Genomic DNA, 24505 nt, shown 5'->3' on the forward strand with positions numbered 1-24505 from the left:
CCGCTAACATCGCAGCAATGCGCCCGGCCTCGGTTTTCCTGAATATTCGTTCCGCGCTGCAGCGGCTTTTCGGCGTTTCGGGCTGGCAGTCGATGCTGCTGTGGTCCATTGCCGCGGGCCTGCTCGGCACGCTGGCGACCGAACTGTTCCGCGCGGCGCTCTATGGCTTCGAGCACCTGGTGCTGGGCCCCGGCGAAGGGCTGGTGGCCATGGCCAGGCACCTGCCGTGGTGGGCGCGCGTCGCCTGCCCCACGCTCGGCGGGCTGGTGGCGGGCCTGCTGCTGGTGCTGGCCAAGCGCGTGGCGGTGCGCAGCGCCACCTCAGACTACATGGAAGCGATCGTGCTCGGCGACGGGCGCATCCCGGTCGCGCAGACGCTGGTGCGCAGCGCGTCGTCGCTCGTGAGCATCGGCACCGGCGGCTCGATCGGTCGCGAAGGCTCGATGGTGCAGCTCGCGGCGCTGGCCGCCTCGCAACTGGGGCGGCTGCTGCGCTTTCCGGCGGAACGGCTGCGGCTGCTGGTGGCCTGCGGTGCCGCCGCCGGCCTCACGGCGGCCTACAACGCGCCCATCGCAGGCGCCTTCTTCGTCGCCGAGATCGTGCTGGGCTCGATCGCGATGGAGAGCGTGGGGCCGATCATCATCGCGTCGGTGGTGGCGAACGTCGCGATGCGCGCGCTGCCGGGCTATCAGCCGCCTTACAAGATGCCCGCATTCCCCGAGATCCACGGCGCGGAGGTGGCGCTGTTCTGCGTGCTCGGCGTGCTGCTGGGCTTTGCGTCGGTCGGCTTCCTGCGTGCGCTGCAGGGCAGCCGCGCGCTGTTTGCGAAGCTGCCGCTCGCGCTGCCGTGGCGGCTGGCGCTGGGCGGGCTGCTGATGGGCGTCATCTCGGTACCGATGCCCGAGGTCTGGGGAAACGGCTACAGCGTGGTCAACGCGGTGCTGCACACGCCGTGGCCCTGGACGCTGATCGCGATGGTGCTGGTCGCCAAGGCGGCCGCGACCATGGCCACCGCGGGCTCGGGCGCGGTGGGCGGCGTGTTCACGCCCGCGCTGTTCTTCGGCTGCATGATCGGCGCGCTGTTCGGGCTGGCGGTGCAGGCGCTGTGGCCGGCTTCCAGCTCGGCGCCTTTTGCCTATGCCATCGTCGGCATGGGCGCCTTCCTGGCAGGCGCGACGCAGGCGCCGCTGATGGCGATATTGATGATCTTCGAGATGACGCTGAGCTACCAGGTCATGCTGCCGCTGATGGCAGCGAGCGTCATCGCGTACTTCGTCGCGCGTTCGGCCAATGCCGGTTCCATGTACGAGATCACGCTGCGCCGCAACGAGCAGCGCGACGCACAGCTGCGCCTGCGCGGGCTGCTCGTGCGCGACCTGGTGCAGCCGGCCGAGACCGTGGTCGGCCCCGACGCGGACCGCGAGGCGATGAGCAAGCTCTTCCTGCAGCATCCGGTGAAATACCTGTACGTGGTCGACGCCGGGGGACGCTACCTGGGCGTGGTGCCGCTGGCCACCCTCGGCGCCGCACCGGCCGAAACGACAGCCAGAAGCCTGCTCTCCCAGGAGATACTGCCGATCACCGCCGACACCGGCCTGGGCGAAGCGCTGCAACGCTTCCTGGAGCACCGTGGCGAGCGCCTGCCGGTGATCGAGAGCGCGGCCAACCCGGTGCTGCTGGGCGTGGCGGCAAAGAGCGCGCTGCTCGCCACCTATGTGCGGCTGAGCGAGTAGTTTGAAACACGGGGGGAAGGCCGCAGAATCCATGCCTCGACGCACCCTCGCCCAAGCATGGCGAAGGGCCCCTCCCAGGGAAACTACAATCGCCAACCATGCCCGCATCCAGCCCCATCGACCAGATCGCCGAGCGTGTCGAACGCCTGCTCGTGCGTCACGAAGAGGTGCAGCGCACCAATGAGTTGCTGCAGGAACAGGTCGATGCGCTCACGCGCGAACGCGACGCACTGAAGTCGCGGCTCGCCGCGGCCCGCACGCGCCTCGACGCGCTGCTCGAACGGCTGCCGGCTGAACCACCTCCCCAAGACCCCTCCGCATGAAGCAGATTGAAGTACAGATCATGGGCCAGAGCTATCTGCTCGGCTGTCCCGATGGCGGCGAAGCGCAGCTGCGCGAAGCCGTCGAACGCGTGGACGCGGCCATGTGCAAGATCCGCGATGCAGGAAAAGTCAAGGCCCGCGACCGCATCGCGGTGCTGGCCTCGCTGAACCTGGCCTTCGACCTGGCCGCCCAGCAGGCCACGGCCGCCGCCGCGCCCGCGGCAGTACCACCCGCAGAGGCAGCAAGCACCGCCGCCGATACGGCAGAAACCGACCCGAAGGCCGCGCAGCTCATTCAAAGACTCGATCAAGCCCTTGCCGGCGATGGACATTTGCTCTGAATGATTTCGTCGGACACAGGTAGGGAGGCGTAAAATCCGAACTGTCTGCAGACGTGTCGGGCTTAATATTTCCTTGTTCCAATGCTCTCCGGAGCCGGGCTTGGTACATCGCTAGACGGGCGTGATCATCTCGCGTCAGATGAACCCGAAGTCTTGCTGCCCTCGCCCACCTGAACCCTGGTTCAGGATGCGGGTCCGGCACACAATCTGCAGACACCTTTTCCCGCCGCGGCCCCCTGCACCAGTTGCACGGGGCCGCTGCTTTTTGCAGAAGCACTTTCCCCTCCTCTCCCAGACGCCACCGTGAACATCGCCGCCCTGCTCGACCCCCTGCTCATCGCCGAACTCGCGGCACTCGGCCTCGGCACCGGCTTTCTCGCGGGCCTGCTGGGCATCGGCGGCGGCATGATGATGGTGCCGTTCATCACGATCATCATGGGCCACCGCGGCGTGCCGGCCGACCTGGCGGTGAAGATGGCCATCGCGACCTCGATGGCCACCATCATCTTCACCTCGGTGTCGAGCGTGCGCACGCACCACAAGCGCGGCGCGGTGCGCTGGGACATCGTGAAGCGGCTTGCGCCCGGCATCGTCATCGGCAGCCTCGCGGGCAGCCTGGGCGTGTTCGCGCTGCTCAAGGGCACGGCACTCGCCATCGTCTTCGCGCTGTTCGTGGGCTTTTCGGCCACGCAGATGTTCCTCGACAAGAAACCCAAGCCGACGCGGCAGATGCCGGGCACGGGCGGCCAACTGGCGGCGGGCGGTGCCATCGGCTTCATCTCGGGCCTGGTGGGTGCGGGCGGCGGCTTCATCAGCGTGCCGTTCATGACATGGTGCAACATCGCCATCCACAACGCCGTGGCCACGAGCGCGGCGCTGGGCTTTCCGATTGCGGTGGCCAACGTGGCGGGCTACGTGGTCAGCGGCCAATCCGTCGAGGGCCTGCCGGCAGGCTCCTTCGGCTACATCTGGCTGCCCGCGCTCGCGGTGATCGCCGCATGCAGCGTGCTCACCGCACCGCTGGGCGCCAAGGCCGCGCACAGCCTGCCGGTGAAGAAGCTCAAGCGCGTGTTCGCGAGCATCCTGTACCTGCTGGCGGCGTACATGCTCTGGAAGGGCCTGCACGGTTGATGCGGGCCTGAACCCTCAAGCCCGGCAGCGGCCTCCAAGGCCCTTCGGCAGAAGGTGCGACTCGTTGCGGCGCCACAGGGCGCGCCGTATAAGGAACGCATGAAAATCCTCATCGCCGTCGACGGCAGCACCTTCACGCAGAAGGCCCTGGCCTACCTCTTCAACAACCGCGCCATGTTCGTGGACGGTCACGAGCTCGTGGTGGTGCACGTGTGCGCCGGCATCTCGGGCAACGTCACGCGCCACCTGAGCAAGGACCTGGTCACCGGCTACTACGCCGAGGAAAGCGCCAAGGTGCTCGACCCGGTGAAGGCGCTCTTCGCCGAAAAGGGCGTAGGCAACTACACCGTCGATTCGCGCCACGGCCATGTGGCGGAAGAAATCCTGAAGTCGGCCACCGCGGCACAGGCCGGCCTGATCGTGCTGGGCACGCACGGCCACGGCCTCCTCGGCCGCGCGTTGATGGGCTCGGTGGCGACCAAGGTGATCTCGGAGACGGACAGGCCGGTGCTGCTGGTCCAGTAGCAGGCGCAGCCGGCTTGCACCCGGCTATTGCACCCGCTGCTGCCGCCATTCGCGCGGCGAGCAGCCGAAGCGCTCGCGGAATGCGCGGCTGAAATGCGCCGCATCGTTGAAGCCGCGGCCATAGGCAATTTCCGCCACCGGACGCCCCGCCAGGCGCGGCTCCAGCAGGTCGCGGCTGCACGCCTCCAGCCTGCGCTCCCAGATGTACTGCGACGGCGTGAGCGGCTCGCTCTTGAACACGCGGTGGATGTGGCTCACCGACACCCCAAGTTCCGCCGCCAGCGTGCCCACCGACAGCATCGGGTCGGCCAGCTGCTCGTCGATGCGCCGCTTCACGCGCGCCAGGTGGTACGCCGTGAGATTGCTGAGCGCCGGCGCGCGCGCCGCGGGCAGCGTCTGCAGGCCCGCCACCAGGATGTTCTGCACCCCGTTGGCCACCGCCAGCGCCGATGCGGGCTGCAGCGTGTCGATGTCTTCGCGCAGCGTGCGGATCATGCCCAGCAGCAGATGCCCCGCCCCTTCGCGGCCCGACACGGTGGTGGCCGTCAGCGCCTCGGTGTCGCGCAATTCGCTGCGCAGGCGGTCGCCGGGCAGCTTGAGCACGATCTGCTCGAAGGCCTGCTCGAACAACAACTCGTAAGGCCGCGTGCTGTCGTACAGCGCGAAGTCGCCGGCCGACAGCACCGCATCGCGCCCGTCCTGGCGCACCACGCCCTGGCCGCGCGCCTGGATGCTCACAAGGAAGTAGTCATCGCTCGAATGCGCGATGTGCCCCGGCGTGCGCATCACCCTCTGCGGCCCTGAGGTGACGACCGACATGTCGAGGCTGGGCAGCGTGTGCTGGCGGATGCTGCCTTCGAAGTTGCCGGTGTCGTCGTCCTTCACGGCGTCGCACTCGAGCTGCACGTACACGTTGCAGATCATGTCGGTCCAGTAGGCGAGCCGCTGGTCGCGCGAGACGGCGTCGGTGCTGAGCAACTGGGTCATCGGAATTCCTCGAAGGGCGTGCAGGAGGCCGGAAACAGGGCATGCAACGCTGGAACAAGAACGCCGCCAATCCGGGTCAAGGCGTTCCGGCGGCGCGAATCTACGCTTCAAGCAACCCGCATGCCACAGCGCAAACCCGGTGCGCCACCCACGCGGTCCGTTACGTCCCTTGCTCTTTCATTGCACCTGGAGATCCACCATGCCGACCACCGTCCACCCCAAGCTGCGCGTCGCCGCCGTGCAGGCCGCGCCCGTGTTCCTCGACCTCGACGCCACCATCGACAAGACCATCGACCTGATGGCGCAGGCCGCCAGGCAGGGCGTGCAGCTCATCGCCTTTCCCGAGACATGGATCCCCGGCTACCCATGGTGGATATGGCTCGACTCGCCCGCATGGGGCATGCAGTTCGTGCAGCGCTATCACGACAACTCGCTGGTCATCGGCTCCGCCGAGTTCGAGCGACTGAACGCCGCGGCGCGCAAGCACAAGATCTGGCTGTCGTTCGGCTTCAGCGAGAAGGCTGCGGGCAGCCTCTACATTGCGCAGGCGCTGATCGACGACCAGGGCAACACCGTGCAGACCCGCCGCAAGCTCAAGCCCACGCACGTGGAGCGCACCGTGTTCGGCGAAGGCGACGGCGCCGACCTGCATGTGGTGGAAACGCCCATCGGCAACATCGGCTCGCTGTGCTGCTGGGAGCATCTGCAGCCGCTCAGCAAGTACGCCATGTATGCGCAGAACGAGCAGATCCACTGCGCGGCCTGGCCCAGCTTCTCGCTGTACCGAGGCGCAGCCTACGCGCTGGGCCAGGAAGTCAACAACGCCGCAAGCCAGGTGTATGCGGTCGAGGGTGGCTGCTTCGTGATCGCGCCCTGCGCCACCGTGTCGAAGGCCATGAGCGAGCTGATGTGCACCGACGCCGGCAAGCAGCAGATGCTGGGCGTCGGTGGCGGCCATGCGCGCATCTACGCGCCCGACGGTTCACCGCTGGGAACGCCGCTGGCAGAGGACGAAGAAGGCCTGGTCGTCGCCGACATCGACCTCGGCATGATCTCGCTCGCCAAGGCCGCTGCGGACCCCAGCGGCCACTACTCGCGCCCCGACGTCACGCAGTTGCTGCTGAACAAGACGCGCCGCGAGCCCATGGTGGTGCAGCTCACACCCGAGCCCGAGAGCAGCGCGGCCGAGCCGGTCGTGGCCTGACACCGAAGGAGCCGAGCCATGGAATCCGCCATCGCCGAACACCTGAAGTGTCCCCGCACGCGCCACCGCCGCGTGGAAGACGACTACGCCCCGCCCTACCCCGTGTGGTCGGCCCGCGCGCCCGTGTCGACCACGCAGGTGGTCATGGGCTACTTCGGCGTGCAGTCGCGCGGCGCGGAAATGCAGGGCCGCGCATGCGCCGCGCTGATGAAGATTGCGCGCGACTTTGCCCTGCCCGACGGTCCGGGCCACCACGACCTCACGCACTACGTCGATGCCGACGGCTTCGACAACATGATCGCCATCGCCTACTGGCGTGATCCCGATGCGTTCAGGCGCTGGTGCGCCACGCCCGCCGTCGACGCATGGTGGCGCTCGGACGAGCGGCTCACGGAAGGCCTCGGCTATTTCCGCGAGATCGCATCGCCGCGCGTGCAGCACTTCGAGACCATGTTCAACACGCCCGACCGCCTGGAGGGCGTGGGCGTGGTGATGGGCGAGGTCAGCGGCGAGCTGCAGGAACACGGCTACTGGGGATCGATGCGCGACCGCATCCCGCTTTCGCAGACCGACGCCATGCTGCCTTCGGGCACGCGCGCTGTGATCGCCGGCGCGCCGGCCCTGGGGCAGCGCGTGCGCATCGCGGGCCACGAGAACATCGCGATGATCCGCTCCGGCCAGGAGTGGACCGACACCACCGGCCAGGAACGCACGCTCTACCTGCAAGAGATGGAGCCCGTGCTGCGCGAAGGCATGGACTTCCTGCGCGACCAGGGCCTGGGCATCGGCTGCTACAGCAACCGCTACATGCACCACCTCGACGCGAACGGCAAGCCGCTGCAGAAGTCGTTCGGCCTGAGCTACTGGCGCTCGCTGGCCGACATGGAGCGCTGGGCCGAGTCGCACCCGACGCACGTCGCGATCTTCGGCAGCTTCATGCGCTACGTGCAGGCGCTGAACTTCCAGCTGCAGCTGCGCGTGTACCACGAGGTGTCGGTGCTGAAGGCCGACGAGCAGAGCTACGAGTACATCAATTGCCACGCACGCAGCGGGCTGATGAACGGGCTCGCGCCGGCGGCATGAGCCGCTCCGCTCAGCTCGCGAACAACGCCTTGTGCTCCGCGCGCAGCAGCGCCTTCTGCACCTTGCCCATGGTGTTGCGCGGCAGCTCGGGCACCACGAAGCAGCGCTTGGGGATCTTGAAGTTCGCGAGCTTCGACTTGAGGTCGGCCACGATGGCTTCGGCGTCGAGCGCGGCGCCGGCCTTGGGAATGACGATGGCCACGCCCACTTCGCCGAAGTCGGGGTGCGGCACGCCGACCACGGCGCTCTCGGCCACGCCGGCCATCTCGTTGATGTAGCCCTCGATCTCGGCCGGGTACACGTTGTAGCCGCCGCTGATGATCAGGTCCTTGCTGCGCCCGACGATGGTGATGTAGCCCAGGCCGTCGATCTTGCCCACGTCACCGGTCTTGAAGAAGCCGTCGGCGGTGAATTCTTCTTTCGTCTTCTCGGGCATGCGCCAGTAGCCCGAGAACACGTTGGGGCCGCTGACCTCGATGTTGCCGATCTCGTCGGTGGTGCAGTCGCGGCCGCTGTCGTCGCGCACGCGCAGTTGCACGCCCGGCAGCGCGAAGCCGACGGTGCCGCCGCGGCGCTCGCCCTGCTCAGGCTTGTAGGGGTTGGAGGTGAGCATGGCGGTCTCGCTCATGCCGTAGCGTTCCAGGATGGTGTGGCCGGTGCGCTCGCGCCACTCGTCGAAGGTCTCGATCAGGAGCGGCGCGGAGCCGGCGATGAAAAGCCGCATGTTGCGCACCGCATCGCGCGTGAGGCCCGGCTCGGCCAGCAGCCGCACGTACAGCGTGGGCACGCCCATGAACACCGTGGCTTCGGGCAGCTTCTGCACGACACGCTTCGGGTCGAACTTGGAGAACCACAGCATCTTGCTGCCGTTGAGCAGCGCGCCGTGCAGCGCCACGAACAGGCCGTGCACATGAAAGATGGGCAGCGCATGGATCAGCACGTCGCCTTCGGTCCAGCCCCAGTAGTCCTTCAGCACCTCGGCGTTCGACAGCAGGTTGCCGTGCGACAGCATGGCGCCCTTGCTGCGGCCGGTGGTGCCGCTGGTGTAGAGGATGGCGGCCATGTCGTCGGCCTTGCGCCGCGCCGGCGTGTGCTGGTCGCTGCATTGCGCGGCCACCTCGAGCAGCGTGCCGGTGCGGTCGTCGTCCAGCGTGAAGACGTGCTTCGTGCCCGCCGCGTTGGCGATGGGGCCGACCCACGGCGCATTGCGGCTGGTGCACACCACCACGGCCGGCTCGGCGTTGCCGATGAAGTATTCGATCTCGGCGCTCTGGTAGGCGGTATTCAGCGGCAGGAACACGTAGCCGGCACGCAAGGTGGCGAGGTACAGCAGCATGGCCTCGACCGACTTCTCGACCTGCACCGCGATGCGCGCACCCTTCTCGAGCTTCAGTGCATCGAGCAGGTTGGCGATCATGGCGCTGGCGCGGTCCAGGTCGCGCCACGAATAGAACAGGCCGTCATCGGTCTCCACGGCAATGGCGTCGAGGTCGGCGGGAAAGGCCGCGCGCAGGGCGGCGAACAGGTTGGCGTTGGCAGGCTTCTTCATCGGGCAGGTACTTCAGAAATTCGGTTTGCGCTTGGCAAGGAAGGCGTCGATGCCTTCGCGGTGCTCGGCGGAGTCGGCATAGTCGTAGGCCGTGGCCAGCAGGCTGTGGGCCGACGGCGCACCGGCACGCAGCGCGGAAAAGGTCTTCTTGTGCAGGCGCGCCGTCTGCGGCGCGAGCGCGGCGATGCGCATGGCGTGGTCGCGCGCGGCGGCGGCCACTTCGTTGTCGGGCAGTACGCTCAGCAGGAAGCCCGCGTCGTACAGCCGCCGGGCACCATGCACGCCGGCGGCCAGCAGCATGTCGCGCGCGAGCACGTCGCCGATGGCGCCATGCACCAGCGCGGCCTCGCGCGGCGCCATCGGAAAGCCGAGCTTCGCGATGGGCGCGCCGAACTTCGCGGAAGCGCCGGCCAGCCGGATGTCGCAGCAGCTCGCGATCTCGATGCCCGCGCCCATGCAGGCGCCTTCGATCTGCGCGACCAGCGGCAGCGGGCAGTCGAGCATCGCCTGCAGCGCGGCCCACACCTCGTTCTCGTGGAATTCGCGCAGGCTCGGCTCTTCGAAGCGGAACGACGGGTACTCGGAAATGTCGCCGCCCGCGCAGAAGGCACCGCCCTCCCCGTGCACGACGACGCAGCGCAGGCTGCCGTCGCTTTCGTTGCTGTCGCGCAGGTCGTCGAACACGGCGCGCAGCGTGCGCCACATGGCACGCGTCATTGCATTGAGCCGCCCCGCGTTCGAGAGCATGACGAAAGCGATTGCGCCGTCCCGGCGCAACGAGACCTGGCTGCCGCGCTGCTCGCCTACGCTCATTCGATCTTCGCGCCCGAGGCCTTCACCACCGTCGCCCATCGCTTGATTTCGGAATTCACGAAGCTGCCGTAGGCGGCGCCGGTGATGGTCGGGATCTCCGAGCCGTTCTGGGCCCAGATGTTCTTGATGTCGTCGCTTGCGAGCACCTTCTTCATTTCATCGATGATCTGCGGCTGCACATCGGCCGGGGTGCGCCTGGGCGCCCACAGGCCGTACCAGGTGGTGACGGTGTAGTCGGGCAGGCCGACTTCGGCCGCACATGGTACGTCGGGAAATGCGGGGTTGCGCTTGCTGCCGGCCACCATCAGCGCCTTGATGCGCCCGCTCTTGATGTACTGGGCCGAGGAGCCGAGACCGTCGAACATCAGATCGACGTTGCCGGAAATCAGGTCGGCCAGCGCCGGGCCCGCGCCGCGGTACGGAATGTGGGTGATGAAGGTGCCGGTCTGCAGCTTGAACAGCTCGCCCGCCAGGTGGTGCGAAGTGCCCGCGCCGGCCGAGCCGTAGTTGAGCTGCCCGGGGCTGCGCTTGGCCAGCGCGATGAGTTCCTTGATGCTCGTGGCCTGCACCCGCTTCGGGTTGACCACCACCACCTGCGGCACGTTGGCCAGCAGCATCAGCGGGACGAAGTCTTTCTCGATGTCGTAGTCGAGCTTCGGATAGACGGAAGGCGCGATCGCATGATGGACCGCGCCCATGAAGAGCGAGTAGCCGTCCGCCGATGCCTTCGACGCGATGCTGGCTCCCAGCGTGCCGCCCGCGCCGCCGCGGTTGTCGATGATGAGCGATTGGTTCGTCAGCCGCGAGAACTGCCCCGACAGCGGCCGCGCGAACGCGTCGGTGCCGCCGCCCGCCGGGAACGGCACGACCATCGTCACCGGCTTGGCCGGCCAGTTCTGCTGGGCGCGCGCCGCGCCGCAAAGCATGGCCGCGCCGGCAGCGGCCACGCGCAGGACGTCGCGGCGTTGGAAGTTCGAATTCATTTGTCTCGTCTCCTGTCGTTGTGGATTTGCCGCCCGATGCGGCCGCCGGCGTGTCTTGCGCCGGCACTGGCACTTGCTTGCTACTGCGCTCTTTCGGACTTCAGCCTTTTTTGAAGAACAGGCTTTCGATGTCTCCCGACACTGCCACCTTGCCGTCCGCCAGCCAGGTGCGATGTTTGTCCAGCCGCTTGAGGTCGTAGAGGTAATTGACCATCAGACCGTACGACTGCTTATGTCCCTTGGGCGAAGGGTCGCCCGCCCAGTTCAGGCGTTCGACGCGCGCGCCGTTGCCCAGGTGGAAGCGCGCGACCGGGTCGGCCGGCGTGCCGTCGACCAGCGCCCGGCCCAGGTATTCGGCGGCGGCCTGCATGAGCCATTGGCGCAGCGGCGACTTGGGCTCCAGGCCGTTGGCCGTATCCACGGCGGCGAGCAGGCGCTCCGCGGTGGGCGGCATCGAACCGACGAGCCGGCCAAGCTCGGCTTCGCGCTTTTCGTCCAGCCGCGGCAGCAGCTCGGCGGCGTTCTTCGCGAGCCAGGTGCGAAAGCCCGGAATCGGCGACAGCGTGGCAAAGGTCTTCAGGCGAGGCAGCTCGTCCTGCAGGGTCTCGACCACGCGCTTGATGAGCGAGTCGCCGAAGCTCACGCCGCGCAGGCCGTTCTGCGTGTTGCTGATCGAATAGAAGATGGCGGTGGTGGCCTTGGCTGGCAGCACTGGAACGGCGGCCTCGTCGAGCAGCGGCGTGATGCCGTCGCTGATGCGGTCGACCAGCGCCACCTCGACGAAGATCAGCGGCTCGTTGGGCAGGCGAGGATGGAAGAAACCGTAGCAGCGGCGGTCGCTGTCGTCGAGCCGGTTCTTCACGTCGGACCAGCTCTTGATGTCGTGCACCGCCTCGTAGCGGATGAGCTTCTCGATCAGCGAGGCCGGCGAGTCCCAGTCGATGCGGCGCAGCTCGAGGAAGGCCACGTCGAACCAGGTGGAGAACAGGTGCTCCAGTTCGGCGTCCAGCGCAATCAGGCGCTTGTCGGCCTTCAGGCACGGCAGCAGGTCGGCGCGCAGGTCGACCAGAAAGCGCATGCCCTCCGGCTCGACCGCAAAGCGCTGCAGCAGGCGCATGCGCGGCGACACCAGCGCGCGGCGCAGGCGCAGCTCGGCCTGGCCTTCGTCGGGCGTGCCGACCGCCGCCTGGTGCTGGTCGCGGGCGACCTTGAGCTTTTGCGCATCGGCGGCGAAGTGCTCGCTCATCAGCGCCCAGTAGTCGCGGCGCTCCTCGGCAGTGGCGGCGCGGTAGGCGTCCGCGATGGCATGCGCGCGGCGCCCGCCCTCGACCTCGCTCACGCGCGGATCGATCACCGCCTGCAGCTCGGCCAGCACGCGGCGCAGGGCGCGCGGCGACAGGGCCTCGTCGGCCTTGCGCAGCGTGACCTGCAGGCGCTCGGCGGTGGAGCGCACGCTGGGCTTGGGGGCGCTCCTGGGCGCACTCTTTACCGTGCTCTCCGGCGCCACCGGCACCTTCGAGCTTTCACCGGACCGCAGCCGGGCCTGGAACCATTCGGTCGCACTCATCGGGGGACTCCAATACTCGGGGGGATGCTCACGACATCACCCTGGATTTCTGATGGCGCATCACTTCGCGCAGCGCCTCGCGCTGGCGCAGCATGTGGGTGCGCATGGCGGCGTCGGCGCCTTCGCTGTCGCGTGCCTTCAGGGCCGCGAAAACGGCCAGGTGCTCCGACAGGCTCTGCTCCAGCCGGCCGGGCGCATGCAGCTGCTGCAGGCGCGCGAGCTTCAGTATCTTGCGCAGGTCGCCTATCACCTGGGCCAGCCAATTGTTGTCGGCGAGCGTGATGATCGCCTCATGGATGATGTGGTTGGTGGCGTAGTAGTCGTTGATGCGGCGCGCCTTGGCATGGCGCACCAGCCGTTCGTGCAGCGCGTCGAGTTCGTGCAGTTCGGCATCGCTCGCGTTGCGGGCGGCTTCGTAGGCGCAGCGGCCTTCGAGCAGCGCGATGACCGGGAATATCTCGTCGAGGTCGCGCTCCGTCACCTCTCGCACGAAGCAGCCGCGGCGCGGTTCGTGCCGCAGCAGGCCTTCGGCGGTGAGCACCTTGAGCGCCTCGCGCAGCGGCGTGCGCGAAATGGAAAGCCGCTCGCACAGCGCGGCCTCGTCCACGAAGCTGCCGGGCGCCAGCGTGCCGTCGAAGATCTGCTCGCGCAGCGTGGCGGCGACTTCGTCGTGCAGGGAGTTGGGGACCAGGCGCATGGGATCGGGGCCGCGTAATTTCCTGTAATTACGCGTAATTCTGAGCTTGCACGCGAGCCGGCGCAAGGCGGCGAACCCGCTGCGCGGGCTGGGACTTACCCTGCGAACTTCCGGGTCAAGCGCGTGCGGTAGCCGCGGTCTTGCCGCCGCGGCCGAACCAGAACCACAGCGCGATGCCGGCAATGACCATCGGCACGCTGAGCCATTGGCCCTGGCTCAGGTTGAGCGCCCGCAGGCCGAGGAAATCGTCGGGCTCGCGGAAATACTCTGCAATGAAGCGCAGCGCGCCGTAGCCGATCAGGAACACCGCGGCTACCTGCCCCTGCTTGCGCTCCTTGCGCGCATAGATCCACATGATCGCGAACAGCAGCAGCCCTTCGAGCAGGAACTGGTAGACCTGCGACGGGTGGCGCGGCAGCATCGAGCCGCTCTGCGGAAACACCATGCCCCAGGGCAGGTCTGGGCTGCTGAAGCGGCCCCAGAGTTCGCCGTTGATGAAGTTGCCCACGCGGCCGGCGGCAAGGCCGGTCGGCACGCAGGGCGCGACGAAGTCCATCACCTGCCAGAACGGCCGCGCGCGCGAGTGCGAGAACCACACCATCGCGCCGATCACGCCGAGCAGGCCGCCGTGGAAGCTCATGCCGCCCTGCCACACGTAGAGAATTTCGAGCGGATGCGTGAGGTAGAACTCGGGCTTGTAGAACAGGCAGTAGCCGAGTCGCCCGCCGACGATGACGCCCATCACGCCCAGGAAAAGTATGTCCTCGATGTCCTTGCGCTGCCATGCGCCCGCGCCCACCAGCGAGCGGTACGGCTCATGGCGCAGCCGGCGCGTACCGAGAAAATAGAACAGCGCAAAGGCGGCCAGGTAGGTCAGGCCGTACCAGTGGATGGCCACCGGCCCCAGTTGCAGGGCGATGGGATTGATCTGCGGATACATGAGCATCCGCAGATTGTGCCCCGGCCGGATGTCGGGGCCGGGGCGGGGATATTCGGCCTGAGGCGGCCGTCCAGACGTCCGTCAGCCCGGCCCCGCGCCGCGCTCCCTCACGAAGGCCACGAAGCGCGCGAGCGCCGGGTTGGCGGCCTCCTCGGGCCACACAAGGCTGGTCTCGCAAGCCGGCAGCACCGGCGCATTGCGATGCCGCGCGGCCGGGGCGAACTCTTCGGCGCGCCGGTACACGACACCCGCGCGGCGGAACTGCGTGACGCTCTCGGGCACCCACGCCACGCCGATGCCGCCGGACACGAGATTGACGATGGTCTGCATCTGGATTGCCTCCTGCCCCAGCAGCGGCGCGCGGCCGGCTGCGTGGTACAGGTCGAAGATGGCGTCGTGCAGCGAAGGCACGATACGGCGCGGAAAGAGCACCAGCGGCTCGGCCAGCACGTCGGACATCAGCAGTTTGGGCACGTGGGCCAGCGCATGCCGCTCTGGCAGCGCAAGCACGAGCGGCTCCTGCGACACCACCAGCCGCGCAAGCCCCGGTGGCGCGGCGCCGGGCGAATGCAGCATCAGCCCGGCATCGATCTCGCCGCGCGCGAAGGCTTCGAGCTGCACGTCGCCGGTGGCCTCGACCAGCTCCAGCGCCACCTCGGGGCACAGCACCCGAAATTCGCGCACCCAGGCCGGCAACTGCTCGAAGCCCACGGTCGAGACAAATGCGATGCGCACGCGCCCCACCTGCCCCGCCGCCGCCGCGCGCGCCCGTGCCGGGAGTGCCTGCGCGCGCGCCAGCAGTTCGCGCACGTCGGGCAGCAGCGCCTCGCCGGCCGGCGTGAGCGCCACGCGCCGGCGGGTGCGATCGAACAGCACCACGCCCAGCGCCTTCTCGAGCTGGGCGATGGCCTGGGTCACCGGGGGCTGCGTCATGTGCAGGCGCAGCGCGGCGCGGCCGAAATGCAGTTCTTCGGCCACGGCCACGAACTGGCGCCAGGCCCGCAGGTCGATCAGGCTTTCTTTCATATGCCAAGCATATCAATCGACAGCAAAAAACGGATTGGAACCAATCAATCAGAAGTCCGATACTTGGGCTCCCCCGATCTCCCCCACGACAGAAGAGACACCATGGACACCAAACCGATCCAGATCAATCGCCGCAGCGCCAACATCGTCGAAGGCAAGAGCCGCGCGCCCAACCGCTCCATGTTCTACGCCATGGGCTACGAGGAAGGCGACTTCAAGAAGCCGATGGTCGGCGTCGCCAACGGCCACAGCACCATCACGCCCTGCAACTCGGGCCTGCAGAAGCTGGCCGACGCGGCCATCGCGGGCATCGAGGAAGCCGGCGGCAACGCGCAGGTATTCGGCACCCCCACCATCTCCGACGGCATGGCCATGGGCACCGAAGGCATGAAGTACTCGCTGGTGAGCCGCGAAGTCATTTCCGACTGCATCGAGACCTGCGTGGGCGGCCAGTGGATGGACGGCGTGCTGGTGGTCGGCGGCTGCGACAAGAACATGCCCGGCGGCCTGATGGGCATGCTGCGCGCCAACGTGCCGGCCATCTACGTCTACGGCGGCACCATCCTGCCGGGCCGCTACAAGGGCCAGGACCTGAACATCGTCAGCGTGTTCGAAGCCGTGGGCCAGAACGCCGCCGGCAACATGAGCGACGAAGACCTGCACGAGATCGAGAAGCGCGCCATTCCCGGCACCGGCTCTTGCGGCGGCATGTACACCGCCAACACCATGTCCAGCGCATTCGAGGCGCTGGGCATCTCCCTGCCCTACTCGTCGACCATGGCCAACCCGCATGACGAAAAGGCCAACTCGGCCAAGGAATCGGCCAAGGTGCTGATCGAGGCGATCAAGAAAGACCTGAAGCCGCGCGACATCGTGACCAAGAAGGCCATCGAGAACGCGGTGGCCGTGATCATGGCCACGGGCGGCTCGACCAACGCGGTGCTGCACTTCCTGGCCATCGCGCACGCGGCCGAGGTCGAATGGACCATCGACGACTTCGAGCGCATGCGCAAGAAGGTGCCCGTCATCTGCGACCTGAAGCCCTCGGGCAAGTACCTCGCGGTCGACCTGCACCAGGCCGGCGGCATTCCGCAAGTGATGAAGGTGCTGCTGAAGGCAGGCCTGCTGCATGGCGACTGCATCACCATTTCGGGCCAGACCATCGAAGAAGTGCTGAAGGACGTGCCGGACGTGCCGCGCGCCGACCAGGACGTGATCCGCCCGATCGACAAGCCGATGTACGCGGAAGGCCACCTGGCCATCCTGAAGGGCAACCTGTCGCCCGAAGGCGCCGTGGCCAAGATCACCGGCCTGAAGAATCCCGTCATCACCGGCCCGGCCCGCGTGTTCGACGACGAGCAGTCGGCGCTCAAGGCCATCCTGGACGGCAAGATCAAGGCCGGCGACGTGATGGTGCTGCGCTACCTCGGCCCCAAGGGCGGCCCGGGCATGCCGGAAATGCTGGCCCCCACGGGCGCGCTGATCGGCGCGGGCCTCGGCGAAAGCGTGGGCCTGATCACCGACGGCCGCTTCTCGGGCGGTACCTGGGGCATGGTGGTGGGCCACGTCGCGCCGGAAGCGGCAGCGGGCGGCACCATCGCCTTCGTGAACGAGGGCGACTCGATCACCATCGACGCGCATGAACTGAAGCTCGAGCTGAACGTGCCCGAAGCCGAGATCGCCAAGCGCCGCGAAGGCTGGAAGGCACCGGCACCGCGCTACACGCGCGGCGTGCAGGCGAAGTTCGCGTTCAATGCCTCGAGCGCCAGCTCCGGCGCAGTGCTCGACAAGTTCTGAGCAAGACAAGGTATTGCGTGAAACACCGAGGAACCGGCTCCGCCGGGCCTCAGGTGTTGCCCCCGGCAGGGGGAGGGCGAAGCGGACAGGAAGTGCCGCGCAGCCTCGGGGCGAGCCCTACCTGCGGCGCTGGCCGTTGGTGGGCTTGATGCCCATGTTGGTCTTCTGGCGGTCGATGCGCGCCTGCTTGCGCCTGTCTTCCCGCTCCATGATCCTGCGCTTGGTGTAGCCCGACGAATCGGCCCATGCCCACCATGCGAGGGCCATCGCGAACGGCGACAGCACGATCCACCAGCTCCAGCCGGCGACCATGCCGACTTCGAGATACTTCAGGGCCAGGCCGAGCAGGCCCAATGCCAGAAACCACATCGCGAATCCCTCGGGGTTGTATTGGCAACGCTGACGGACGCCGTGCACGGCGCTACCTACAATCGCGTTGAGTCGAATGTAACTCAGCCCTTACGAAATAGATCCCCATGAAAAGAGTCCTGATGACGGCAGCCCTGGGTCTCGGCCTTGGCGTACTCGCCGCGCCCGCCTTCGCCGATCTGGCGCTGGCCACCTCGAAGAACTGCATGAGCTGCCACGCAGTCGAGCGCAAGGTGCTCGGGCCCTCGTTCAAGGACGTGGCCGCGAAGTACAAGGACGACAAGGGCGCGGTCGACAAGCTGGCCAGCAAGATCATGAAGGGCGGCTCCGGCGTGTGGGGACCGGTGCCGATGCCGGCCAACAACCAGGTCAGCGAAGCCGACGCCAAGAAGCTCGCGGCCTGGGTGCTGCAGACGAAGTAAGGCTAAAGGCGCCGCTGCATCAACCCTGCGGGTTGATGTCGGCCGGCATCACCACCGGCGACAGCGGCCGGCGCTCGATGCGGTCCTCTAGCTGGCCGATATGCGCGGCCACCGTGTTGTCGGTCTGGTCGGAGCGCAGCCGCACCGAGGTTTCGAGCTGGTCGAGGCGCGCCAGCAGCGCACTCTGGCGGTCGGCGTTCTGCGCCATGTGCTTGTTCTCCTGCGCCTCCAGGAAATTGCGCAGTTCGGTGAAGCGGGAAGCCTCGGCCTTGTCGGCCAGATCGCGCTGGGCCTGCATTTCCTTCGTATGACGCTTGGTGTCGATCAACACCGAGCTGTGCAGGTACAGCACGTAGACGAGGAAGAAAGCCGCCAGCACCACGGTCAGGCCCAGCATGATCAGCCCCAGCGGCGCCGATACGGTCATGAAGCCGAGCCACACATCGGTGGGCGCGGACAGCGTGCCCCAGTTCAGCGCGGCGAGTGCCGCGATGAGCAGCACGATGACAAAAAGAAAAGCAGATCTCACGCCCATGTGGGCCTCCTTCGGAAAGATCGAACACATTGGAGACAGCCGCGCGCGTCGAGGCGCACGGTCACTCCAATGGTTTTACCTCAGCCGGAGGCCGTCCACGGGCTCATGGCCCCACAGGGGGCCACGTCCTACAGCCGTCAGAGCTTTTCGGCCAGCTGTTCCAGGATGGCCGGGTTTTCCAGCGTCGAGGTGTCCTGCGTGATGGCCTCGCCCTTGGCGATGCTGCGCAGCAGGCGGCGCATGATCTTGCCGCTGCGCGTCTTGGGCAGGTTGTCGCCGAAGCGGATGTCCTTGGGCTTGGCGATAGGACCGATTTCCTTGGCGACCCAGTTGCGCAGTTCGTTGGCGATCTGCTTGGCTTCTTCGCCGGTCGGGCGGCCGCGCTTGAGCACGACGAAGGCGCACACCGCCTCGCCGGTGACGTCGTCGGGGCGGCCCACCACGGCGGCTTCGGCCACGAGGTCGGTCTTGGACACCAGCGCCGACTCGATTTCCATCGTGCCCAGGCGGTGGCCCGAGACGTTCAGCACGTCGTCGATGCGGCCGGTGATGCGGAAGTAGCCGCGGTCTTCGCTGCGCACCGCGCCGTCGCCGGCCAGGTAGATCGTGCCGCCCATTTCTTCGGGGAAATAGCTCTTCTTGAAACGCTCGGGGTCGTTCCAGATGGTGCGGATCATCGAGGGCCAGGGCCGCTTGATGACCAGCATGCCGCCCGCGCCGTTGGGCAGGTCTTTACCCGTCTCGTCGACGATGGCGGCCATGATGCCCGGCAGCGGGAGCGTGCAAGAACCCGGCACCAGCGGCGTGGCGCCCGGCAGCGGCGTGATGACGTGGCCGCCGGTTTCGGTCTGCCAGAAGGTGTCGACGATGGGGCAGCGCTCGCCGCCGATATTGCGGTGGTACCACATCCACGCCTCGGGATTGATCGGCTCGCCGACCGAACCCAGGATGCGCAGGCTGGTGAGGTCCCAGTTCTTCGGGTGCACCTTCTCGTCGCCCTCGGCGGCCTTGATGAGCGAGCGGATGGCGGTGGGCGCGGTGTAGAACACGCTGACCTTGTGCTTCTCGATCATCTGCCAGAAGCGGCCCGCGTGCGGGAAGGTCGGAATGCCCTCGAACACCACCTGTGTGGCGCCGGCCGCCAGCGGGCCGTAGGCGACGTAGGTGTGGCCGGTGATCCAGCCGATGTCGGCGGTGCACCAGAAGACGTCTTCGGGGCGGATGTCGAAGGTCCAGTCCATCGTGAGCTTGGCCCACAGCAGGTAGCCGCCGGTGGCGTGCTGCACGCCCTTGGGCTTGCCGGTGGAGCCCGAGGTGTAGAGGATGAACAGCGGATGCTCGGCATTCACCGGCACGGGCGCGCACTCGGTGCTCTGCCCTTTCAGCGCCTCGTCGAAGGTCTTGTCGCGGCCTTCGACACGGGTCCACGCGGTGGGCGTGCGCTCGTACACGAACACGGTCTTGATCGACTCGCAGCCGCCCAGCGCGATGCCGTCGTCCACGATGGCCTTCAGCGGCAGTTCCTTGCCGCCACGCAACTGATAGTTGGCCGTGATGACCGCCACCGCGCCCGCGTCGATGATCCGCTCCTGCAGCGCCTTGGCCGAGAAGCCGCCGAACACCACGCTGTGGGTGGCGCCGATGCGCGCGCAGGCCTGCATGGCGATGACGCCCTCGACCGTCATCGGCATGTAGATGACGACACGGTCGCCCTTCTGGATGCCCTGCGCCTTCAGCGCGTTGGCGAACTGGCTCACGCGAGCCAGCAGTTCCTTGTAGGTGACGTTGGTGACGGTGCCGTCGTCGGCCTCGAAGACGATGGCGGTCTTGTTCTCGACCGGGGTGCCGATGTGCCGGTCGAGGCAGTTGGCGCTGGCGTTGAGTTCGCCGTCGCCGAACCACTGGTAGAACGGCGCGTTCGACTCGTCGAGCGTCTTGGTGAACGGCTTGGTCCACTGCAGGTTGCCCTTGGCCAGGCGGGTCCAGAACCCGTCGAAGTCCTGTTCGGCCTCCTTGCACAGGGCCTCGTAGGCGGCCATGCCGGAAATGCGGGCGCCGTCGGTGGCGCGGGCGTCGGGCGGGAACACGCGGTTCTCGACAAGGACGGATTCAATGTTCTTCGATGCGCTGCTCATGCTCTATGTCTCCTGGATGGATGCGGCCGTAATGTCGGTGTGCCCACTTACGGGGCACTGACGGGTCGGTGACTGCCCGATGTTAGTTCGCGGGGTTATCACGAGTGCGACACGGGGACACCCCTAGAATCCCCCGTCCCAAACAACCGCCCTCCAGATGTCCGCTCCCGATCCTTTCGACACCCGGAACCCGCCCGTACCACGCCGCGGTTCGCCGCTTCGGCCGCTGCCCAAGCTGATTTTCGCGAGCCGCTGGCTGCAGTTGCCGCTGTACCTGGGCCTGATCGTGGCGCAGGCGGTGTACGTGGTGCATTTCCTGGTCGAGCTGCTGCACCTGGTGGAAGCCGCCTTCGGCAGCAAGGAAGCGCTGCAGGCGCTGATCACCAGCATCGGCTACAAGACCACCGCCCCGGTCGGCACGCTGAACGAGACGGTGATCATGCTGGTGGTGCTGGCGCTGATCGACGTGGTCATGATCTCCAACCTGCTGATCATGGTGATCGTGGGCGGCTACGAGACCTTCGTGAGCCGCATGGACCTCGAAGGCCACCGCGACCAGCCCGAATGGCTGAGCCACGTGAATGCCTCGGTGCTCAAGGTGAAGCTGGCCACGGCCATCATCGGCATCAGCTCCATCCACCTGCTGAAGACCTTCATCAACGCCGACAACTACACCGACCGCGTGCTGATCGCCCAGACGGTGATCCACATCGCGTTCCTGTTCTCGGCCATGGCCATCGCCTACACCGACAAGCTCATGACCTCGTCGGCGCCGCACGGCGACGACCGCCACTGAGTTTTTCTTGTACCTAGCCTGCGTGCGGCAGATCCCACGCGGGCACTTCGGTGAAGCGCCCTGCCAGGAAGTCGAGCATGGTGCGCAAGGTGGCCGGCATGTGCTTGCGAGAGGCGTAAACCGCATACATGCCGACGACCTGCGGCTCGAAATCGGTGAACAGCGGCACCAGTTCCCCTGCCTGCACCAGTGCCGAAGTCAGGTAGGTCGGCAGCATCGCGATGCCCGCCCCCGCCCGCGCCAGTTGCATCAGGCTGGCTGCGTCGTTGGTCGACACGTTGCCGCCCACGGCCACCGAAACCGGCTCCCCGTCTTCCTTGCGCGTGAAGTTCCACAGGCTGCGCCCGAAATAGGAATGCGTGAGGCAATTGCGCTGGGCCAGTTCTTCCACCCGCAGCGGCCTGCCCTGCTCCTTCAGGTAGCCCGGCGAAGCGCAAACCACCGAGCGGCAATCGGTGAGCCGACGCGCGATAAGGTTCGGGTCGATTTCCACGGCCACGCGAATCGCGAGGTCGATGCGCTCGTCCACCAGGTTCACCGAGCGGTCGAGCAGCACCAGGTCGACCGCCACGCCGGGATACAGCCTCACATAGTCGGCCACGGCCCCGGCCAGTTGCGCCTGCGCGAACGAAGTACTGGCCGTGATGCGCAGCTGACCGCGTGGCGCCTCGGCGGGGTGCCGCACCGCGGCCTGCATGTCGCCCGTGAGCTCCAGCACCTGGCGGCAGCGCGGCAGCAGTTCTTCGCCTGCCGCGGTAAGGCTCAGGCGGCGTGTCGTGCGATGCAGCAGGCGGGCGCCGGTCCACTGCTCCAGTTCGGCCACATAGCGCGTGACCACGGGCCGTGACAGGTCGAGCTTGTCGGCGGCCGCGGAAAGACTGCCCGAATCGACCACGTTGACAAACACCCGCATTGCATTCAATCGATCCATTTGCACGATTTTAGGAATAAACAAGCGCGCAAATCGAGGTGTTTCTTTCGAAAGCAGAAACCTAAGATGCGGCTCAGCCCATCCACTTTCTGGAGATCACCATGAGCCACATCGCCATCATCGGGGCCACCGGACGCGCCGGCAGCCAGCTTCTCGAAGAGGCCCTGCGCCGCGGCCACACCGTCACCGCCATCGCCCGCAAGGCCAGCGCCAAGCTGGCCGGACGCGCCAACGTCAAGGCCGTCGACCTCGACGTGCTCGACGCCGCCGCCCTCGAAAAAGCCCTGGCCGGCCACGACGCCGTGTTCAGCGCCGCGCACTTCGCCACCGTGCCGCCGGCGGCCATCATCGAGCCGGTCAAGCGCGCGGGCGTGAAGCGCCTGCTGGTGGTCGGCGGTGCCGGCAGCCTGTTCGCGGCGCCCGGCCTGAAGGTGATCGACACGCCCAACTTCCCCGATGCCTACCGCGCCGAAGCCTCGGCCGGCGGCGTGTTCCTCGACGCGCTGCGCAACGAGAAAGATCTCGACTGGACCTTCCTGTCGCCCTCCGCCGAGTTCGTCGAAGGCGAGCGCACCGGCAAGTTCCGCCTGGGCAAGGACGACCTGCTGGTGAGCGCCGAAGGCCGCAGCTGGATCACCTTCGAGGACTACGCGATCGCGTTCATCGACGAGTTGGAAAAGCCCGCTCACTCGCGCCAGCGCTACACCATCGGATATTGAGGCTCGCCCCCAGGCTGCGCGCACTTCGTGTCGCTTCGCCAACCCCCTGCCGGGGGCGGGCCGGCCGCTTCGGGCGGCCGTGCGCGGCGGCCCCCACGAAAGAGCCAGGTCGTAACGGAGTTAGCGGCCGGTCATGTTCTCCGGCACCACCCACGCATCGAACTGCTCGGCCGTCAGGTGGCCCGAGGCGATCGCCGCTTCGCGCAGGCTGGTGCCTTCCTTGTGCGCCTTCTTGGCGATGTAGGCCGACTTGTCATAGCCGATGTGCGTGTTCAGCGCCGTCACCAGCATCAGCGAACGCTGCACCAGCTCGGTGATGCGTTCGCGGTTCGGCTCGATGCCCACGGCGCAGTGGTCGTTGAAGCTCACCATGCCATCGGCCAGCAGGCGCACGCTCTGCAGGAAGTTGTGCGCGACCATGGGGCGGAACACGTTCAGCTCGAAGTTGCCCGAGGCGCCGCCGATGTTGATGGCCACGTCGTTGCCGAACACCTGCGCGGCCAGCATCGTGACGGCCTCGCTCTGGGTCGGGTTGACCTTGCCCGGCATGATCGACGAGCCCGGTTCGTTCTCGGGAATGCTCAGTTCGCCGATGCCGCTGCGCGGGCCGCTGGCGAGCCAGCGCACGTCGTTGGCGATCTTGTTCATGCTGGCCGCCAGCGTCTTCAGCGCGCCGTGGGCATGCACCAGCGCATCGACGCTGGCCATGGCTTCGAACTTGTTCGGCGCGGTCACGAACGGCAGGCCGGTGATCTTCGCCAGCTCGGCGGCCACCTGCTCGGCGTAGCCCTTGGGCGCGTTGAGCCCCGTGCCGACGGCCGTGCCGCCCAGCGCCAGTTCGCTCAGATGCGGCAGCGCGGCGCGCACATGCGCCTCGCCGTGCGCCAGTTGCGCGACGTAGCCCGAGAACTCCTGGCCCAGCGTGAGGGGCGTGGCGTCCTGCAGATGGGTGCGGCCGATTTTCACGATGTCCGCGAAGTCCTTCGACTTCTGCTCCAGCGTGCCGCGCAGCTTGGCAATGGCGGGCAGCAGCTTGTGCGTGATGGCTTCCACCGCGGCCACGTGCATGGCGGTCGGGAACACGTCGTTGCTCGACTGGCTGCGGTTGACGTCGTCGTTCGGGTGCACGAGGCGGCCTTCGCCGCGCTCGCCGCCGAGCAGTTCGCTCGCGCGGTTGGCCAGCACTTCGTTGACGTTCATGTTGGTCTGCGTGCCCGAGCCGGTCTGCCAGACCACCAGCGGGAACTCGCCCGGGTGCTTGCCGGCGATGACTTCGTCGGCGGCCGCCACGATGGCGTTGGTCTTCTTCTCGTCCTGCAGCCCCAGCGCGTGGTTGACCACGGCCGACGCGCGCTTCACCTGGGCCAGCGCCTTGATGATTTCGCGCGGCTGCTGCTCGCCGGAGATGTCGAAGTTCTGCAGCGAGCGCTGCGTTTGCGCGCCCCACAGCTTGTCGGCCGGCACGTCGATCGGTCCGAAGGTGTCGCGCTCGGCACGGGTCTTGGGGGAAGTCGTCATGAGAAAAAGCTCCGCGTTCAAGAAAAATCGCGCCGCTTTCCGGCGCGACGCAGAGTATCGCGCCAATAGGAGTAGCTCTCATCTGACGAGGCCATTGCGCCGCCGCTGACAGGTTGATACCTGCCAGCGCCTTGACCTCATCATGCCGAAAAGTTATGATCTAGGTCTTCTGACGACCGACAAGTCATGATGATGACAGCGTCGGTCAAGCCTTCACTACTCGCGGATCACCGAATCCCGTCGCGGTGCAAGGTTCCCCCGCCGGGCTCAGCCCGGCAACCCCGGGCGGATCTTTCCGCCCCCATTGCCACGCCAAGCTCATCCAGGCGGCGCCCCTCGACCAGCCCGCCGCTCTGCGATTGAAGCATCCGGCAGGCACTG

Annotated in this window: 24 protein-coding genes; 11 read left to right on the forward strand and 13 right to left on the reverse strand. The window is 67.2% G+C overall.

Annotated features, from left to right (window positions below; all coding sequences use genetic code 11):
• Nucleotides 1–17 precede the first annotated feature (17 nt).
• From ACWV14_RS19250 to ACWV14_RS19270, 5 genes are all read left to right on the forward strand, one after another.
• On the forward strand, nt 18–1733 hold the full coding sequence (locus ACWV14_RS19250; RefSeq protein WP_454903113.1) for a ClcB-like voltage-gated chloride channel protein: 1716 nt from the start codon (nt 18–20) through the stop codon (nt 1731–1733).
• A 98-nt stretch (nt 1734–1831) separates the two neighbouring features.
• Nucleotides 1832–2056, forward strand: a complete 225-nt coding sequence (locus ACWV14_RS19255; protein WP_081270851.1) for a DUF904 domain-containing protein — start codon at nt 1832–1834, stop codon at nt 2054–2056.
• Complete coding sequence (locus tag ACWV14_RS19260; protein WP_454903115.1) at nt 2053–2397, forward strand: cell division protein ZapA; 345 nt, start codon at nt 2053–2055, stop codon at nt 2395–2397. Before ACWV14_RS19255 ends, ACWV14_RS19260 begins: the two co-directional genes overlap by 4 nt.
• Before the next feature lie 309 nt (nt 2398–2706).
• Nucleotides 2707–3528: a sulfite exporter TauE/SafE family protein gene (locus ACWV14_RS19265; RefSeq protein ID WP_454906029.1), complete on the forward strand. Its 822-nt coding sequence runs from the start codon at nt 2707–2709 to the stop codon at nt 3526–3528.
• Nucleotides 3529–3627: 99 nt separating this feature from the next.
• A complete protein-coding gene (locus ACWV14_RS19270) occupies nt 3628–4053 on the forward strand; it encodes a universal stress protein (RefSeq protein WP_454903117.1) in 426 nt (141 codons plus the stop codon).
• 24 nt (nt 4054–4077) lie between these two features.
• On the opposite strand, the gene ACWV14_RS19275 is transcribed toward ACWV14_RS19270, so the two are convergent.
• Nucleotides 4078–5040 (reverse strand): AraC-like ligand-binding domain-containing protein, encoded by a 963-nt coding sequence (locus ACWV14_RS19275; RefSeq protein ID WP_454903118.1) that lies wholly within the window; start codon nt 5038–5040, stop codon nt 4078–4080.
• 199 nt (nt 5041–5239) lie between these two features.
• Between ACWV14_RS19275 and ACWV14_RS19280 the strand changes: the two genes are divergently transcribed.
• Together ACWV14_RS19280 and ACWV14_RS19285 are read left to right on the forward strand one after the other, a co-directional pair.
• Nucleotides 5240–6244 carry a carbon-nitrogen hydrolase family protein gene (locus ACWV14_RS19280; protein ID WP_454903119.1) on the forward strand — a complete coding sequence of 335 codons (1005 nt, stop codon included), beginning with the start codon at nt 5240–5242 and terminating at the stop codon, nt 6242–6244.
• Between the two features lie 18 nt (nt 6245–6262).
• Nucleotides 6263–7327, forward strand: coding sequence for a phenylacetaldoxime dehydratase family protein (locus ACWV14_RS19285; RefSeq protein WP_454903120.1), 1065 nt, complete (start codon nt 6263–6265; stop codon nt 7325–7327).
• A 10-nt stretch (nt 7328–7337) separates the two neighbouring features.
• On the opposite strand, the gene ACWV14_RS19290 is transcribed toward ACWV14_RS19285, so the two are convergent.
• The 7 genes from ACWV14_RS19290 to ACWV14_RS19320 form a co-directional block, all read right to left on the reverse strand.
• Nucleotides 7338–8876, reverse strand: coding sequence for a malonate--CoA ligase (locus ACWV14_RS19290; protein ID WP_454903122.1), 1539 nt, complete (start codon nt 8874–8876; stop codon nt 7338–7340).
• A 12-nt stretch (nt 8877–8888) separates the two neighbouring features.
• Nucleotides 8889–9689: an enoyl-CoA hydratase/isomerase family protein gene (locus ACWV14_RS19295; RefSeq protein ID WP_454903123.1), complete on the reverse strand. Its 801-nt coding sequence runs from the start codon at nt 9687–9689 to the stop codon at nt 8889–8891.
• Complete coding sequence (locus ACWV14_RS19300; protein ID WP_454903125.1) at nt 9686–10672, reverse strand: Bug family tripartite tricarboxylate transporter substrate binding protein; 987 nt, start codon at nt 10670–10672, stop codon at nt 9686–9688. The genes ACWV14_RS19295 and ACWV14_RS19300 overlap by 4 nt, the downstream gene beginning before the upstream one ends.
• Before the next feature lie 100 nt (nt 10673–10772).
• The gene (locus ACWV14_RS19305) at nt 10773–12239 is read right to left on the reverse strand and encodes a malonyl-CoA decarboxylase (protein ID WP_454903126.1); all 1467 of its coding nucleotides are present in this window, start codon (nt 12237–12239) and stop codon (nt 10773–10775) included.
• Nucleotides 12240–12267: 28 nt separating this feature from the next.
• Nucleotides 12268–12936 (reverse strand): GntR family transcriptional regulator, encoded by a 669-nt coding sequence (locus tag ACWV14_RS19310; protein ID WP_454903127.1) that lies wholly within the window; start codon nt 12934–12936, stop codon nt 12268–12270.
• Between the two features lie 115 nt (nt 12937–13051).
• Nucleotides 13052–13882 (reverse strand): prolipoprotein diacylglyceryl transferase, encoded by an 831-nt coding sequence (gene lgt, locus ACWV14_RS19315; RefSeq protein ID WP_454903128.1) that lies wholly within the window; start codon nt 13880–13882, stop codon nt 13052–13054.
• Between the two features lie 75 nt (nt 13883–13957).
• The gene (locus ACWV14_RS19320) at nt 13958–14902 is read right to left on the reverse strand and encodes a LysR family transcriptional regulator (protein WP_454903130.1); all 945 of its coding nucleotides are present in this window, start codon (nt 14900–14902) and stop codon (nt 13958–13960) included.
• A 102-nt stretch (nt 14903–15004) separates the two neighbouring features.
• Here ACWV14_RS19320 and ilvD point away from each other — a divergent pair, with 102 nt between their 5' ends.
• Nucleotides 15005–16699 (forward strand): dihydroxy-acid dehydratase, encoded by a 1695-nt coding sequence (gene ilvD, locus ACWV14_RS19325; protein ID WP_454903131.1) that lies wholly within the window; start codon nt 15005–15007, stop codon nt 16697–16699.
• A 117-nt stretch (nt 16700–16816) separates the two neighbouring features.
• Here the strand turns inward: ilvD and ACWV14_RS19330 are convergent, their stop codons facing one another.
• Entirely contained in the window at nt 16817–17068 is a 252-nt protein-coding gene (locus ACWV14_RS19330) for a TIGR04438 family Trp-rich protein (protein ID WP_422087028.1), read from the reverse strand.
• A 107-nt stretch (nt 17069–17175) separates the two neighbouring features.
• Between ACWV14_RS19330 and ACWV14_RS19335 the strand changes: the two genes are divergently transcribed.
• Nucleotides 17176–17490: a c-type cytochrome gene (locus ACWV14_RS19335; protein ID WP_422087029.1), complete on the forward strand. Its 315-nt coding sequence runs from the start codon at nt 17176–17178 to the stop codon at nt 17488–17490.
• A 19-nt stretch (nt 17491–17509) separates the two neighbouring features.
• Here the strand turns inward: ACWV14_RS19335 and ACWV14_RS19340 are convergent, their stop codons facing one another.
• Together ACWV14_RS19340 and acs are read right to left on the reverse strand one after the other, a co-directional pair.
• The gene (locus ACWV14_RS19340; RefSeq protein ID WP_106934741.1) at nt 17510–18025 is read right to left on the reverse strand and encodes a Signal transduction histidine kinase; all 516 of its coding nucleotides are present in this window, start codon (nt 18023–18025) and stop codon (nt 17510–17512) included.
• Between the two features lie 137 nt (nt 18026–18162).
• Nucleotides 18163–20160: an acetate--CoA ligase gene (gene acs / locus ACWV14_RS19345; RefSeq protein WP_454903134.1), complete on the reverse strand. Its 1998-nt coding sequence runs from the start codon at nt 20158–20160 to the stop codon at nt 18163–18165.
• 157 nt (nt 20161–20317) lie between these two features.
• Here acs and ACWV14_RS19350 point away from each other — a divergent pair, with 157 nt between their 5' ends.
• Nucleotides 20318–20956, forward strand: a complete 639-nt coding sequence (locus ACWV14_RS19350) for a YqhA family protein (protein WP_237680148.1) — start codon at nt 20318–20320, stop codon at nt 20954–20956.
• 13 nt (nt 20957–20969) lie between these two features.
• On the opposite strand, the gene ACWV14_RS19355 is transcribed toward ACWV14_RS19350, so the two are convergent.
• Nucleotides 20970–21887 (reverse strand): LysR family transcriptional regulator, encoded by a 918-nt coding sequence (locus ACWV14_RS19355; RefSeq protein ID WP_454903136.1) that lies wholly within the window; start codon nt 21885–21887, stop codon nt 20970–20972.
• Nucleotides 21888–21988: 101 nt separating this feature from the next.
• On the opposite strand from ACWV14_RS19355, the gene ACWV14_RS19360 reads away from it, so the two are divergent.
• The gene (locus ACWV14_RS19360; protein WP_422087033.1) at nt 21989–22606 is read left to right on the forward strand and encodes an NAD(P)-dependent oxidoreductase; all 618 of its coding nucleotides are present in this window, start codon (nt 21989–21991) and stop codon (nt 22604–22606) included.
• A 120-nt stretch (nt 22607–22726) separates the two neighbouring features.
• Here ACWV14_RS19360 and fumC read toward each other — a convergent pair whose 3' ends face one another.
• Entirely contained in the window at nt 22727–24124 is a 1398-nt protein-coding gene (fumC, locus tag ACWV14_RS19365; RefSeq protein WP_454903137.1) for a class II fumarate hydratase, read from the reverse strand.
• Nucleotides 24125–24505: the final 381 nt, after the last annotated feature.

This window comes from Variovorax durovernensis (assembly GCF_977011995.1).